The sequence below is a fragment of the Gluconobacter sp. DsW_058 genome, assembly GCF_002153615.1.
GTDB classification, from domain to species: Bacteria; Pseudomonadota; Alphaproteobacteria; order Acetobacterales; family Acetobacteraceae; genus Gluconobacter; species Gluconobacter cerinus.
The window spans coordinates 120,540-135,759 of the sequence record NZ_JOPH01000005.1 but is presented as its reverse complement, the minus strand read 5'-3'; the positions used below and the strand labels follow the sequence as shown (position 1 = coordinate 135,759).

Genomic DNA, 15,220 nt, shown 5'->3' with positions numbered 1-15,220 from the left:
GAGGGATGGAGCGGCGATGCAGAGCAGGATAGAGTATTGTTATAAGATAACATTTTTAGGATCTGTCATGCGTGTTGTGAAGCGCTTGTTGCCTGTTCTGCTCATTGCCAGCCCGGCCCTCGGTTCAGCTCAGGCTGAGGAAGGAATGTGGACGTTCGATCATCTGCCAGCCCGTCAGTTGAAGCAGCAATATGGCTTCGAGCCTTCGGCTGAATGGATCAACCACGTCATTCAGTCTTCAGCACGTCTGGCAGAAGGATGCTCGGCGTCTTTTGTCTCTGGTGATGGGTTGGTGATGACAAATCATCATTGTGCCAATACCTGCCTGACCGACCTCTCGGACAAGACGCACGATTATTTTCATGATGGTTTTTCGGCAGCAGATGTTTCCAAAGAGCCGCAATGTCCGGGTATGGAGCTGGATCGTCTGGATCAGGTGAAAGACGTGACAGGCCGTGTCGCTGATATGACCTCAGGCAAGCATGGTGCGGATTATGCAAAGGCGCTTCAGGCTGCCAGTAGCGTTCTGACGAAGGAATGTGCGGGCGGAGACGCAACACACTGGCGGTGTGATGTTGTGACGCTCTATCACGGTGGTCAAACTGCGCTCTATCGCTATCGTCGATATCAGGATGTGCGTCTTGTGATGGCGCCGGATCAGGATATCGCATTCTTTGGCGGCGATCCGGACAATTTTACCTTCCCACGGTATGATATCGACCTGTCGATGTTGCGGGTGTTTGAGGACGGTAAGCCGGTCCACACACCTTTCTTCAAGTTTGATCCGAAGGGACCAAAAGCGGGAGAACTGGTATTCACGTCTGGTAACCCAGGGCGAACGCAGCGGTCTCTTCCGGCCAGTGCATTGACGTTCCAGCGGGACGTTATCCTGCCAACCATCATTGGGGTGTATTCTACCAGTGAAGGGGCGCTCTGGCAGTATTCGCGTGAAAGCAAGGAACATCTGATTGAAGCGCAAAATACGCTGTTCGGCGTTCAGAACGGCCTGAAATCTCTGTCTGGCACCGTGAAGGCCCTGCGGGAGCCCGGCGTCATGGAAAAGCGTGAAGCGGAAGATCGTGCTCTACAGGCCTGGATTGATGCGGATGCCGAGCGCCGCAAAATCTATGGCGAGCCGTTCAAAAAAGTGGAGGCTGCACTGGCCATACAGCGCCAGTCTTACGTCCATGACTTTGCCATTGCCCGTACAGTTCATGGCCTGCTGGGTGATGCTGTCATGCTGGTATCAGCCGCGCAGGAGCGACAGAAGCCGGATGCCGAGCGTCGTGCGGGCTACCACGATGCCGAACTGGCTGAACTTGAAGCTGAAATTTCTGCCAAAGTGCCGGTGCATGTCGATCTGGAAACTATGACGCTGGCTCTGGGCATGACCACGATGCGTCAGATGCTGGGTGAGGATGATGCTGCCGTGCATCTGGTTCTCGGCACAAAAAGCCCGGATGAACGCGCGGCAGAACTGATGCAGGGAACGAAGCTTGCTGATCCTGCGCAGCGCCTTGCGTTGTATAAGGGTGGTGCAAGGGCCATTCAGGCTTCTACGGACCCGATGATTGTTCTGGCACGTCAGTTGCAGCCGGTTCTGGATGTGATCCGCAATCGAAGCCGTGATCAGATCGAAGCACCAATGCATGAAGCTCAGGGTGCGATTGCCCGTGCCCAGTTTGCGCGCGCCCAGGCAGAAGGAAAGGCAGATACGCTTTATCCGGATGCTACATTCTCACCAAGACTGTCTTACGGCACCGTCAAAGGTTGGCAGGAGGGTGCCACGACGATTGCGCCCTTCACAAATTTTGCCGGGATGTACAAACATGCGACCGGGAGCGATCCGTTCCGCCTCCCGCAGGTCTGGCTGGATGCGAAGCCTCATCTGACACTTTCCACGAATCTCGATTTTGTTTCGACGAATGATATTGTGGGTGGAAATTCAGGCTCTCCGGTCATTAACCGGCAGGGCGATGTGGTGGGCCTGATTTTCGACGGTAATCTCGATAGTCTGGCTGGCGATCTTTATTACGATGGCGAGCGCAATAGAGCGGTTTCGACGGATACAAGCGCTATCATGGCTGCACTCAAGACCGTTTATCATGCCGATGCCCTTGCTCAGGAACTGGAACAGGGACACCTGTAATCATGATGTGAGGGTCATTCCTGCGGAATAACCCTCGACATCCAATGTAAGATTCCTGACAGTGGGTGGATGCCAGTCTGTCCGTCTTCCTGTTGTTTTCAGCCTGGAGTGTCCCCTGATGCTGGGTGACACTTTCCGCTCTCTGGGGCGGCGCAATTATCGTGTCTGGGTCTGGGGAGCACTGTTCTCCAACATCGGAACATGGATGCAGTTCACGACGCAGGACTGGCTTGTTCTCACTGAATTGACCCATCACGATGCCATGGCCATTGGCATCGTGATGGCCCTCCAGCTTGCGCCACCTCTTCTGCTTATGCTCTGGACCGGCCTGATCGCGGACCGGGTTGAGAAGCATCGATTTCTGCTTTTTACCCAAGGTGCCTTGGGTGTGCTGGCCGTTGCACTGGGCCTCCTCGTTGTTACGGGATCGGTCCGTCTCTGGCAGGTGGATCTGTTTGCTTTCCTGAGTGGCTGTGTCGCCGCGTTTGACAGTCCTGTTCGTCAGACATTTGTCGGTGAGTTGGTGGGAGAGACTGACCTTCCAAATGCCGTGGCCATCAATTCCATGTCCTATAATGCTGGGCGGATGATCGGGCCTGCGGTCGCAGGGTTCTGTATTGCGGAAATTGGTTCAGGCTGGTCGTTTGTTTTGAACGGGTTTTCGTTTTTCGGCGTCATGGGCTCTTTGCTCTTTATTCGCCGTGAAGACCTGTTTCGGCATGCCAAAGCGAGAGAAACCGAGCGCAATGCCCTGACCAGCGGACTGCGCTATGTCTGGGCGCGCGAAGACCTTCGGACCATTCTGATTATGTTGTTCATTATCGGAGCGTTTGGTCTCAATTTCCCGATCTTTATTGCGACTATGGCAGTTGGCGTGTTTCACGTCGGCGCGCATGGGTATGGAATTCTGAATTCCGCCATGGCCGTGGGCACCATTCTGGGGGGCTTTCTGGCAGCAGGCCGTAAAAAGGCAGATTTTGATGTTCTGCTGAATGGCTCATTGATTTTTGGTGTGGGTTGCCTGTTGGGAGCATTGGCCCCGACATACTGGCTTTTTGCCTGCACGTTGCTCATTACCGGCGTATCATCTCTGACATTTACAGCCACCAGTAACAGCTTCATGCAGCTTTCGAGCGATCCATCCATGCGAGGACGCGTGCTGGCCATCCGGTTTGCTGTTTTTGCAGGGTCATCCCCATTTGGTGCCCCTGTTGTGGGGTGGGTTGCCAATTATTTTGGGCCACGGTGGTCTCTGGGTGTCGGAGCGCTGTCGGGCTTTTTGGCGGCAGTGGTGGCGTTGTTATACATCCTGCGCATGCGGGAGCAGCAAGGCGAGGAGCACTCGTGACCTTTCGCTGGGGAAAGCGGATTGCGGCAGGGGCGTTGGCTGGCGGTATTGTATGTATGATTTGGTGTGCATGCGTTGCCGTAACGGGTATGCGTGCTTCTGCCAGCCCCGCAGAAATGGGCGTCATTTTCGGCACAGCCGTCACGGATGCGGGCGTGCCAAAGCCAGCTTTGCAGGACCGTCTGGAAACCGGATTGTTACTCTGGAAAGAAAAGCGCGTTCGGGAACTGATGGTGAGTGGAGCTGTGGAAACTGCCAATCATCAGGATGAAGCTGAAATCATGGCGCACTGGCTGGAAAATCACGGTGTTCCGGCAGAAGCAATCATCGTTGATTCACAGGGAAACAATACCTGGCTGACGGCTCTGCATGTTGCGCAGGAAGCGCCGGAAGGAGCAGTCGTCGTTTCGCAATGGTTTCACATCATGCGAGCAGAATGGGCATTGAGGCATGCTGGCGTGAAAGACGTGTCAGGCGCATATCCAAAAGTCTTTCGGCTGCCAGAGCTCTACTATCTGTTCCGGGAGGCCGTGGCGCTCCCGGTGTACTGGGTGACGAAACCGACCCCTGCTCAGTAAAGCACACCAATCTGTTCGATCGCTGTTGCGAGTGACGGAGCCAAGGGCATCATCGGTGCCAGAGTGGACTGGTAGGCGTGGTAAAGGTCGCCTTTACCTTTGTAGATATACTCTGTCGGCTCGCCTTCCGGGCTGACTTCGTTGAACCAGCTTCCAAAATCCCGATCGATGAGGGTTGTGTCGATATAATCCCAGATCGTGCGATACCAGTGCTCGTAATGTGGATTTCCCGTGCGCTTATACAGGTTGATCGCCGCAGTTAGCGCTTCTGCATGAGCCCAATGGACGCGGGAAGGCACATGCGGTTTGTGATCCCAGTCGATTGTGTAAACCATTCCGGGAAGACCATCGACGTTCCAGCCTGACTTCATTCCGGTCTCGAAGAGCGCCTGTGCGTCATGAAGCATCCAGCCCGGTGCTGTTTCGCCTCTGCGGAGTAAAGCTGCTTCCAGTTTCACGGTCAGGTGAGACCATTCAACGAAATGGCCTGGTGTCATGCCGTAAGGGCGTAGATCGTCCGTAGGCTTGTCTTCATGATAATTCTGCAGCAGATCCCAATTTCGGTTGAAGTGCTCGGGCATTGCGAAGCCCTGTTGTGGGGCCAGTTCATGCACAAACCGGGTGACGATCCGCAGCGCGCGGCGCAACCACTTCACATCACCTGTAACGTCCGCAAGGGCCATAAAGGCTTCTGTGGAATGCATGTTGCTATTGGCGCCGCGGTAGTTCTCTTCGTCTGACCAGTCGTCTGCGAAGCTCTCGCGCATCACGCCTTCGTCTTCAGACCAGAAATGCGTCTCGATCTGATGGATGGCATCCTTGAGAAGTGCGTTGGCACCTTCCACACCGATAAGAACAGCAGAGGACGCGGCCAGCGCGACGAACGCATGCAGATAGGCCTGCTTGCGCTCATGAGGCTGATCCGCGAAGTGGTTCCAGCCTCCGTGCTGCTGGTCCCGAAAGGATGTCATGAGCGCATTCACGCCATGTGCGACGAGCGGCGCGCTTCCTGGAATGCCCTGGAGTTCCGCAGTCGCATAAGCGTGCACGCATCGCGCAGTCAGGGTTGCTTCTGCCTTGGCGCCTTCAGGAAGATGCCCTTCCATATCCAGCCCTGCAAAACCCCCGTCGATACAACCTTCCTTGCTGAAATCCAGTAACCGACGGCCCTGCATTTCGAGCCATGCCCGGTGAGATGGTCGGCGGATCCAAGCGTCTCTACTAAGCAGAATGGGGGAAAGGCGATCGGTCATAAAAACTCCATACTACGGTGGTAGTAGTCAGACAGTCTGATGAGGACGCATCAGCAGCGGTTGGGTTCCTGAGGGCCTCGTCGGGGGTGCTCGCTCACGAACGCGCGGGGATGTGCGGAACTGTCTTGCGTCTGGAGGTTGCTTTGCCGATACATAACAACATGACAGAACGATCCCCGATCATTGTCGCCCCCAGCCTGCTGGCTGCCGACTTCGCCCGTCTTGGAGATGAGATTGCATCCATCTCCCGCGCGCCCTGGTTACATCTGGATGTAATGGACGGTCATTTCGTGCCGAATATCTCGTTCGGTCCTGGGGTGATCTCGGCCTTGCGAAAGCATACCGATGCGAAGTTCGACGTGCACCTGATGATCGACCCAGTGGACCCGTATCTGGAAGCAACAGCCAAGGCTGGCGCGGATCACATTACGGTGCACGTGGAAAACGCCCCCCATATTCACCGGACGCTTCAGACCATCCGTGCGCTCGGTTGCCGCCCGGGAATTGCGATCTGTCCGGGGACGCCGCCAGAAGCACTGTCAGAGGTGCTTGATCTGGTAGACATCATTCTGGTCATGACAGTGAATCCCGGGTTTGGCGGTCAGAGCTTTCTGGAGAGCCAGCTGCCAAAAATCCGAACCCTGTCGCGTATGATTGAAGACAGCGGCCGTGATATCGTGCTGGCGGTTGATGGCGGCATTGACCCGGTCACGGCCCCAAAAGTGGTGGCTGCCGGCGCGCGAATGCTGGTGGCAGGGTCTGCCGTCTTTGGTAAGCCGGACCGTGATTCAGCCATTCATGCACTTGAAGGCCCGTTCAAGGAAGACAGCGCCTGATGCCCATTCGTCGCTGGATTCAGGACGCACGACTTTCACTCGCACGACTGCCCGTTGGTGGCGGAACTTCAGAGGGACCGGTTTATATTTATCGTGACCCGTGGAAGGGGGACGCCGAGCAGGGCGCCCGCCTTGTCGCGGGTCGCTTTCGGTTTGAGCGGCAGGACTACGATCTGCCACGCGGAAAGTGGGAACGTGGCCCTTGGCCGGAACCGGCAAAACAGTGGCTGCAAAGTTTTGCATGGCTGCGGGATCTGCGCGCATTAGGCAGTGACGATGCCCGCATGACGGCCCGCGCGCTTGTCGCGGACTGGGTATCGCATCCTCCAACAGATCCGCTGGTCAAGGATGCCTGCGTAACAGGTGCGCGCCTTTCATCCTGGCTGGCAAACCACGAATTCTGCCTGGCTTCGGCGGACCGTAAACTTCAGCAAAAAATCATGGACCGGATGCTGGTAGAGGGGCGGACCATTGCCGCCCTTTTGCCACTGGAACCGCAAGGCTGGCGCGGGCTGACGGCCCTGCGTGGCCTGCTTGCTGCTGCTCTGGCTATGCCGGATCACAGCGGGTTCATGACGCGCTTCCTGCGTTACCTTCCAGCGGAAATTGAACGTCTGATTCTTTCCGATGGGACGGTTGCTGAACGGTCTCCGGAGGCACAATATCAGACGGCGCGTGAGCTGGCAGAAATGTCCGTGATGTTCCGCACAGCGCATTCGAGCGTACCGCCCTTTATTGACGTTGCCCTGGACAGAGTCTGCCCGGTGTTGCGTGCCATGCGTCATGGGGATGGTGGCCTGGCCGTTTTTAATGGTTCCAACGAGCGTTACAGCGCGATGGTAGAAGATGTTCTGGCGCAGGGCTCCAGGCAGAAGCTGATTGCACCCGCCATGCATCAGGGGAAATTTACCCGGCTGGCTCTCGGGAAGTCTCTGTTGATTGTGGATAGCGGCGCGCCTCCACCGACCAGTTATGATCAGGCAGCGCATGCTGGCACGTTGTCTTTCGAGTTTTCAAACCAGCGGCATCGTCTTTTCGTTAATTGCGGCAGTGCGCAGGTGGGGGCATGGGCGCAGGCGCTGAGGGCCAGTGCAGCGCATACGGTTCTGGTTGCGGATGGTCTGTCGTCCTCAGACTTCGGGCCTGACGGACATGTCACGCGGCGTCCGGCGCATGTCACATGCGAGCATCAAAGCAGTGGGGAAGCCCATTGGCTGGATCTGTCTCATGACGGATACCATCCACCGCTTGGAATGAAGTGGACGCGGCGCCTCTACCTTGGGGCGGACGGAGAAGATCTGCGCGGGCAGGAAGTTCTTGAAGGTGAGCGCGAGACGCCGTTCGCCCTGCGGTTTCATATTCATCCGGACGTGCATGTCACACGGGACGACGAAGATATCATTCTTCAGGTGGGCGGCATGATCTGGCGCTTCCGTCAGAAGGGCGGCATGCTGCTGCTCGAAGATGACGTCTATCTGGCGCGCGGCCGGCGTGAAAAGACCAAGCAGATCGTCATTGCTTCTCTCAGGCGCGTTGTTCCTGCGGCGGAAGAGACAGCCGAGAATGGTGGAGAAGTGCAGGAAAGTGCCAAACCTGCGGCACCCTCAAAACCACTTCAGGTTGTCTCCCAGACTGTCACCTGGCTTCTGGAACGTATCCCGGAATAAAGGTGCTGTTGTGAAAATCCTTGAAATCACAAACGTTGATTTCTCCCTGCGCCAGTTCCTGTTTCCCTTGATGAAGGCGCTTCGTGCCGCCGGGCATGAGGTTCAGGGGGCCTGTGCGGAAGGCCCCCATCTGGCGCCAGTACGTGCAGATGGGTTTGTCGTTCATGCCGTGCCGATGGCGCGGTCATTGTCACCGGTTGCACAGCTTCGCGCGTTTGTCGCGCTGATCCGGCTTATTCGCCGGGAAAAGCCTGACGTCGTGCATGGACATATGCCCATCAGTGGCATTCTGGCGCGGTTTGCTGCGCGTCTTTGTGGTGTTAGGATCATTGCCTACACCTGTCATGGCTTTCTGTTCAATCAACCTGGATCTTTGGCCCGCCAGGTGCTCTCCGTTGTTCTGGAATGGGCCGCAGGTCGGATCACCGATCTGTACATGACCGTCTCGGTTGAAGAGGCACGGGATGCACGACGCCTGCACCTGAATGCGCATCCCGTTGCTATTGGTAATGGACGTGACCCCAAGCGCTATCATGCTAATCCCTTGGTGCGGGCCCGTATCCGCAGGGAGTTGGGTGTTCCGGAGGATCGCCCCGTGGTCATCGTGGTTTCGCGACTGGTGCGCCACAAAGGCCATCCCGAACTTTTGCGAGCCATGGAAGATGTGCCAGGAGCTGAACTCTGGGTTGTGGGGGAGCGGCTGCCATCTGATCATGGCGATGCCCTCGGGCCCGCGTTTGACAGAGCCAGACAGCTTTTAGGCCCGCGGTTGCGGATGCTGGGTTATCGGGAAGATGTGCCAGATCTTCTTGCCGCCGCAGACGTGTTTGCGCTTCCAAGCCACTTTGAAGGGCTTCCCATGTCCGTCATTGAAGCGATGCTGACGGAGTTGCCTGTAGTGGCGACCAATGTTCGCGGTCCACGAGAACAGGTCGTGGATGGGCAGACCGGCTTTCTGGTGCCTCCCGGCCTGTCTGCGCCCTTGGCCCGCGCGCTGAGAACAGTGACACAGGATCTGCCTCTGGCGCGCGCTATGGGGGAGCGGGGGCGTCAGCGGGCGGTTGCGTCCTATAGCGAAAAACGGATCATGGACCTCGTGGTGCGTCTGATCGAGGCTGAAGCGCGATAGACGTTTTTCTCGAAATTCTCTGGTATTTTCTGGTTATTCCGAAATTTTGATTTTCGCCTTTCAGGAAAACAACGAGAATAGGCACGTTCTATTTGGAGAGGGACGATGTCTGACGAAACGAGTGTTCAGACTGACGGGAATAGCCGGTCAGGTGTTCTTCTGGCGCGCCGCACGGTTCTTTCGGGGGCGGCGGGGCTGGTCTGTCTTAGTGCCGCCAAAGCCAAAGCGGCTCAGCCGCAGGGGGCAGTAGAACCGCCGAGTGTTGTCAGCCAGCCCCCTAGAGCGTGGGGCGAGAAAGCAGGTCCCAGTTATCTGCCTGACCCTGACGTGGTTGCGATTGATCCCTCGTTTCGTGATCTGACGTATTTCGCGGCCCCCATTCGTCGCGTGTGGGATCAGGGCGGTTGGCTGGAAGGCCCTGCATGGAGCAGTGAAGGGCGCTTTCTGGTTCTCAGTGATGTTATTCGCTCCCGTGCGTTACGCTATATTTGGGAAACTGGAGAAATCACGGATTTCCGCCCCGATGGCTATGCAGCCAATGGGAACTGTTTTGATTTCGATGGGCGGCTTGTTGTCTGTGAAGATTTTTTCCGGCGCGTCGTGCGGTGGGAGCATGACGGAAGCGTTAAGGTTCTCGCGGATAAGTTCGAAGGGAAAGGGTTAAATTCCCCCAACGATGTTGTGCCTCACCCCGACGGGAGCTTGTGGTTCACGGACCCCGGTTACGGCACGAATATTACGGAAGGGCATGCAGATGAACCCGGGGGGCACACCAATCCGGACGGAAAAATTCGTTGGAATATTGGCCGTGAGCTTACGGGTGAAATTGGCGGGACCAAACGACAGAGTGACCATGTCTTTCGCATCGCCCCGGATGGAACGCTTCAGGCCGTTTTGCAGGAAAAGGATCTACTTGATCCGAACGGGCTGTGTTTTTCTCCCGACTACAAAAAGCTTTACGTCGTTTCGACGCCTAAAGGGCCGGGGCAGAAAGCGGGTGGCGATCAAGCCATCCATGTCTATGACGTGAATGGCAGCAGCCTTACCAACGGGAGCATTTTTGCCGACATGAAGCTGAATGGCGCGCAGATGAACCCGGATGGCATTCGTGTGGATGTATTCGGGAACTTGTGGTGTGGCGCGTCGGGTCCGCTCGGCTTATGCGGGGTGTTTGTTTTTAATCCGGCGGGCAAGCTCGTTGGTCGGCTTCGCTTGCCGCAGGGGTGCTCGAACCTGACGTTCGGTGGCCCGAAACGCGACCATCTATTCATGTGCGCAGCCGGGTCACTGTTTGTGCTTCAGGTTGGCGTGCAGGGATTTTCGCCGTCCTGAACCGTCGTTGCGGCTGAGGTCAGAGCCAGCCGTTCTGTCGGGCGACGCGTCCGGCTTCAATCCGGTTACGGGCATCGAGTTTCTGAACAATTTCCGAGAAGTAGTTACGGACTGTCCCGGCTGACAGCGAGAGCTCTTCGGCAATCTCCTTGTTCGTGCGCCCGGCTTCAGCCAGACGGAGCATGGACCGTTCACGGTCTGACAACGGGTCGGGCAGGGCATCCCAGACAGACTCTGCCAGATCTGACGCAATAGCCCGGCCACCAGCAGCGACTTTCCGAATAGCATCGGCGAGTTGCGTAATCGGGGCATCCTTGAGCATGTATCCGCGCACGCCTGCCTGAAGAGCACGGCGCAGATATCCGGCACGGCCAAAAGTCGTTACGATCATGACGCGGCTTGGAAGGCCCTGCTCCCGGATTCTTTCTGCCAGTTCAATGCCTGTCATGTTCGGCATTTCGATGTCCGTGATGATGACATCCGGGCGCAGGTCGGCTGCGAGCTGGAGCGCCCGTTGTCCATCTGGTGCGCGTCCCACGATCTGAATGTCTTCTTCAAGGCCAAGAAGCGCTTCAAAAGCATCCAGAAGCATGGCTTGGTCTTCAGCCAGGATAAGGCGGATCATGGGGTAATACTCGCTGTGAGTCGGAGGCCGATGGAGGTATGGCTTAGCATTAAGGAACCACCCGCAGCGGCAAGACGTGTTCTCATGCCACGAAGGCCGTTCCCTTCCTGCGGAGGAGCCGGAGACCGGCCTGACTGCTGGGCGCCATCATCTTCAATGCGAATGGCACAGGGTTGACCCGCAGCATCACAGTCAAAACTGATGGTGCAATGTCGCGCACCGGAATGACGGATCACATTCGTGACGGCCTCTCGCAATGCCATCGCGAGAACGCTGCTTTGTGGGTGATCTTCGAGACGCTCAGCGTGATGAATGGTCAGACTGATGGACGCTGCTTCAAGCGCCTTGCGGGCACGCTCCAGCTCATGCTGCAGGGAGGCACCGTTCATGCCGGTGACAGCCTCGCGGACTTCTTTCAAAGACGTTCGGGCAATCTGTGTGATGTCCTGAAGTTCCCGCTGTGCGCGGTCGGGGTGCGTCTCGAACAGGCGGTTGGCCAACTCGGCTTTGACTGAAATGACCGTTAGGGAATGGCCCAGAAGATCATGTACATCCCGCGCGATACGCTCGCGCTCTGCTGTGGCGGCCAGAGTCCGGATTTCGTGTTGTGCCTTGCGGAGTTGCAGGTTTTGCAGACCCAGCTTCCACTGCATCCACGTCCCGATATAGGTGATGATGCTAAAAAAGGCTCCGATGCTCGCTTGGAGCATGGATTTGTCCTGAAGCCAGACAAACGCGAACAGGGCGATCTGCAAACATACAATTGTCAGGACAGCTTGCCGCATCTGCCTGAAACAGGCGCACATGGCGGTGGCATAAATATTGAAGACCAGCCAGTCGCCCTGCGTCCATGCGGTCGCAAAGCCGATAAGGGCCGTGAAGATGATTTCTGGCAGCCCATAATACCGGTCATTGCGGTAGGGCGCGAAATACAGCAGCAGGAAAATGCCCGTTGCGCCCGCAGAAAAGAGGGCTGCCGGAAGGGTGGGTGCTCCATGGATCAACCAAGGAATAGGGTAGATCAGAAGATAAACGAGATAAGAGACCCGATAGCGGTTGAAGCTCGGCCAGTTGTCTTCCTTGTTTCCAGGAAGCGGGATGAAGGTCTCTATTTCTGTCATGAGGGCAAAGCGTTCTTCGGCAGAAAGGACAGGGTTCCGGAATTACGCAGACGGATAACGGCACCGACCCAGATGGCCAGAGCGGTTCCAAAGCCCGCGACTTCAAGATGTAGCGGTTCTGGAAGCAGGAAAGAAAGAGCTGACACGCTGACAATCACAAAACCCATGATGACGTGAATGGGTTCGTGCATTGCGCGGCCCATAGGGATGTACGAAAGGCCAATAATGCATCCGAGCAGCGGGTAAAGCAGTTCCGGATGATGAGTGCTGCGGACGGAAGTAATCATCACAGTAATGGCAATGATGCGCATGATCTTCACACGGCGCAGCAGGGCCGCGTCCCAAATGCGCTCGGGGCGACATTGGATCAGGTCGCGTCTGGCAAACCCGGCAAGCAGGACTAGCGTGATGACAGCAATCGGGATGGCCATGGCCATTGTGGAGACATGCGCTGCCATGGCACCGCGTGCTGCCCAGATGACGGCGAACAGCAGTCCGGCGGCATCGGTGGAAAGAGCTTTCCAGTTTTTCTGACTTGTCACAACCGCAGACTCCACTGTTTCGGAAAGATTATGACACAAGCCATGATCCGAAACAGTGAAGGACGTCATGACAAGGTCATGACATCTGTCAGGTTCAGACCGGACGGATAAGAATGTGCTTCTTCTTGCCGGACGAGACCTTCAGCGTACCCTCGCGGAGATCGTCAAGGGTGAAGGTCTGGTTCTCATCGGAAATGACGACGTCATTGACGCGGCCACCACCGCCACGGATCAGCCTACGGGCCTCACCACCACTGGCGGCCAGTCCGGCCTCCTGAAATACTCGGAACGCCGGAAGGCCTTCGGCCAGCATATTGGCGGGAAGATCAATTTCCGGAAGAGCTGCCGTTGTGGAGCCCTGTTCGAAGACTTTGCGGGCCGTCTCGGCAGCCTCTTCTGCAGCCGTGCGTCCGTGACAGATCGCAGTCGCTTCCGTGGCGAGGATCTTCTTGGCCTCGTTGATCTCGGCCCCTTCAAGGGCGCCCAGACGTTCGCATTCTTCAACAGGAAGATCCGTGAAGAGCTTAAGGAAGCGGCCGACATCGGCGTCTTCCGTGTTGCGCCAGAACTGCCAGTAGTCAAAGACCGAGCGCTTCTCGGCACGGAGCCATGTGGCGCCCTGTGCAGACTTGCCCATCTTCACGCCGGACGATGTGGTGACGAGAGGCGTGGTGAGACCAAACACCTGCTTGCCATCAGTACGACGTGTTAAATCGATACCGGCAACAATGTTGCCCCACTGGTCCGAACCGCCCATCTGAAGCACCGCACCATGGCGACGGTTCAATTCACGGAAGTCGTAGGACTGAAGGATAGAGTAGTTGAATTCCAAGAACGTCAGGCCCTGCTCACGGTCCAGACGCTGCTTCACACTCTCGAAAGACAGCATACGGCTGATGGAGAAATGAACGCCGACGTCCTGTAGCAGATTGATGTAGGACAGCTTGTCCAGCCATTCCGCATTGTTGGCGAGGATCGCGCCGCTGGATGGGTCTTCGTCGCTGAAGGTGATGAACTGGCGCAGGGACTGTTCAATGCCAGCGATGTTGTGCGCGATGGTGTCGTTCGTCATGAGCGAACGGGCTTCGTCACGGAAAGACGGATCACCAATCTTTGCCGTGCCGCCACCCATCAGGGCAATCGGGCGATGACCATGCTTCTGCAACAGGCGCAGCGCCATAATGGACATGGCATTGCCGACATGCAGGGAGTCCGCCGTCGGGTCGAAGCCTACATAGGCAGTAATCGGTCCAGCCAACATGGCTTCATCGAGGGCGTCGAGGTCGGTGCACTGGAAAATCAGGCCGCGTGCCTGGGCTTCGAGAAGGAACGGACTCTTTGGCATGGATCGGTCTTGCTGCTGCGCTGTCGGAAAAGGGGAAGGTCTGTCTATCATAACATCGCGCAAAGCACGACCATGTGCCCCATGACACCAGACGCAACGGGATGGTCATTGTTTGCTATATTGGAGTGTGGAGTTTCCAACGTTATTGCACTGCGGCCGATCGATCAGAATAAGCTTCTGAAAGAAGATTAAAACTTTCTGGAGGGACTGACTGCCTCAAGCATATCGCTAACTACAACATTTTTGGAACGTGTTGCAGTTTAATTTTAGACTATGGATGATCTGTTAAGCGGGCTTATGCTTAAGATCTCTGATTCGAGAAGAACCCTATCTCCTATTTTATTTCAGTACCCTTTCACGACTATCTTCAGTCTTAAAGAGTTGGAACCAAGCAGGGGCATGTTCAACGTTGTCAAGCGCAATGAAGATGCTGAAGCGATTTTGAGGTTCGTCACTCCGAACTGACAGGGTCAGAGCTTCAATAATAAAAAAATAGCCTGCGATCCGGAGAGGAAAGCAGGCTATTTTTATAGTCCTGGTTGAAGAACCGGGATCAGTCGGCGGCCAGTGCGAGAGCCTTGCGGCCACGCATGGTCATGACGTGATCTTCCAGTGCTTCTCCGACGCGCTCAGCCTGCTTGGCGAAAATGTGGTCGGCATCGTCGAAGATACGATAATCGACCGTCACATTCTTCTGCGTGTTGAGCTTGTCGACCAGCTTGCGGATGCCTGGCTCGGGAGCCATTTCGTCCTTGCCGCCAGCGATCATCAGACCACTACACGGACAAGGTGCAAGGAAGCCGAAGTCATAATCATTGGCTGGAGGCGCAACGCTGATCCAACCACTGATTTCAGGGCGGCGCATCAGAAGCTGCATGCCGACAAACGCCCCGAACGAGTATCCGGCGATCCACAGTTCGCTGGAGTTCGGGTTGACCATCTGCATCCAGTCAAGTGCTGCAGCTGCATCGGAGATTTCTCCGATACCGCCATCGTAACGCCCCTGGGAGCGGCCGACGCCGCGCGAGTTGTAGCGCATGACCGAGAAGCCCATCTTCTCGAAGTGGCGATACATCGTGTACGTAATACGATTATTCATGGTGCCGCCGTGAAGCGGGTGTGGGTGCAGCACCAGGGCGAGGGGAGCGTTTGGTTCGCTGGAGTGGTGGTAACGACCCTCAAGCCGGCCATCTGGGCCGGCGAACATCACTTCAGGCATGAATACTCTCGCTCTATGTCCGGCAGGATTACGGCCCTGCCTTCCGGTGGGCGTCTGTATATCGAGTTGAAAGCCA

Annotated in this window: 13 protein-coding genes; 7 read left to right on the top strand and 6 right to left on the bottom strand. The window is 56.5% G+C overall.

Translation table 11 applies throughout. From position 1 onward, the window contains the following. Nucleotides 1-67: 67 nt before the first annotated feature. The 3 genes from HK24_RS04035 to HK24_RS04025 all read left to right on the top strand — a co-directional run bounded on the left by HK24_RS04035 (nucleotide 68) and on the right by HK24_RS04025 (nucleotide 4,075). The gene (locus tag HK24_RS04035; protein WP_233126097.1) at nucleotides 68-2,149 is read left to right on the top strand and encodes a S46 family peptidase; all 2,082 of its coding nucleotides are present in this window, start codon (nucleotides 68-70) and stop codon (nucleotides 2,147-2,149) included. A 118-nt stretch (nucleotides 2,150-2,267) separates the two neighbouring features. Further along, nucleotides 2,268-3,497 (top strand): MFS transporter, encoded by a 1,230-nt coding sequence (locus HK24_RS04030; RefSeq protein ID WP_198942052.1) that lies wholly within the window; start codon nucleotides 2,268-2,270, stop codon nucleotides 3,495-3,497. After that, a complete protein-coding gene (locus HK24_RS04025) occupies nucleotides 3,494-4,075 on the top strand; it encodes a YdcF family protein (RefSeq protein ID WP_233126096.1) in 582 nt (193 codons plus the stop codon). Before HK24_RS04030 ends, HK24_RS04025 begins: the two co-directional genes overlap by 4 nt. Here HK24_RS04025 and HK24_RS04020 read toward each other — a convergent pair. Beyond that, the gene (locus HK24_RS04020; RefSeq protein ID WP_086633415.1) at nucleotides 4,069-5,328 is read right to left on the bottom strand and encodes an AGE family epimerase/isomerase; all 1,260 of its coding nucleotides are present in this window, start codon (nucleotides 5,326-5,328) and stop codon (nucleotides 4,069-4,071) included. The genes HK24_RS04025 and HK24_RS04020 overlap by 7 nt on opposite strands. A 161-nt stretch (nucleotides 5,329-5,489) precedes the next feature. Here HK24_RS04020 and rpe point away from each other — a divergent pair, with 161 nt between their 5' ends. The 4 genes from rpe to HK24_RS04000 all read left to right on the top strand — a co-directional run bounded on the left by rpe (nucleotide 5,490) and on the right by HK24_RS04000 (nucleotide 10,292). Beyond that, on the top strand, nucleotides 5,490-6,164 hold the full coding sequence (rpe, locus tag HK24_RS04015) for a ribulose-phosphate 3-epimerase (protein ID WP_046900742.1): 675 nt from the start codon (nucleotides 5,490-5,492) through the stop codon (nucleotides 6,162-6,164). After that, nucleotides 6,164-7,831: a heparinase II/III family protein gene (locus tag HK24_RS04010; RefSeq protein ID WP_086633414.1), complete on the top strand. Its 1,668-nt coding sequence runs from the start codon at nucleotides 6,164-6,166 to the stop codon at nucleotides 7,829-7,831. Before rpe ends, HK24_RS04010 begins: the two co-directional genes overlap by 1 nt. Before the next feature lie 10 nt (nucleotides 7,832-7,841). Further along, nucleotides 7,842-8,960 (top strand): glycosyltransferase family 4 protein, encoded by a 1,119-nt coding sequence (locus HK24_RS04005; RefSeq protein WP_086633413.1) that lies wholly within the window; start codon nucleotides 7,842-7,844, stop codon nucleotides 8,958-8,960. Nucleotides 8,961-9,065: 105 nt separating this feature from the next. Beyond that, on the top strand, nucleotides 9,066-10,292 hold the full coding sequence (locus HK24_RS04000; protein ID WP_086633412.1) for an SMP-30/gluconolactonase/LRE family protein: 1,227 nt from the start codon (nucleotides 9,066-9,068) through the stop codon (nucleotides 10,290-10,292). A gap of 19 nt (nucleotides 10,293-10,311) precedes the next feature. Here the strand turns inward: HK24_RS04000 and HK24_RS03995 are convergent, their stop codons facing one another. From HK24_RS03995 to HK24_RS03970, 5 genes are all read right to left on the bottom strand, one after another. Beyond that, on the bottom strand, nucleotides 10,312-10,917 hold the full coding sequence (locus tag HK24_RS03995) for a response regulator transcription factor (RefSeq protein WP_086633411.1): 606 nt from the start codon (nucleotides 10,915-10,917) through the stop codon (nucleotides 10,312-10,314). Beyond that, entirely contained in the window at nucleotides 10,914-12,038 is a 1,125-nt protein-coding gene (locus HK24_RS03990; protein ID WP_086633410.1) for a sensor histidine kinase, read from the bottom strand. Before HK24_RS03990 ends, HK24_RS03995 begins: the two co-directional genes overlap by 4 nt. Beyond that, complete coding sequence (locus HK24_RS03985) at nucleotides 12,035-12,649, bottom strand: hypothetical protein (RefSeq protein ID WP_086633409.1); 615 nt, start codon at nucleotides 12,647-12,649, stop codon at nucleotides 12,035-12,037. Before HK24_RS03985 ends, HK24_RS03990 begins: the two co-directional genes overlap by 4 nt. A gap of 25 nt (nucleotides 12,650-12,674) precedes the next feature. Continuing rightward, nucleotides 12,675-13,925, bottom strand: a complete 1,251-nt coding sequence (gene tyrS / locus HK24_RS03980; protein WP_086633408.1) for a tyrosine--tRNA ligase — start codon at nucleotides 13,923-13,925, stop codon at nucleotides 12,675-12,677. Nucleotides 13,926-14,478: 553 nt separating this feature from the next. Then, entirely contained in the window at nucleotides 14,479-15,144 is a 666-nt protein-coding gene (locus tag HK24_RS03970) for an alpha/beta hydrolase (protein WP_064274695.1), read from the bottom strand. Nucleotides 15,145-15,220: the final 76 nt, after the last annotated feature.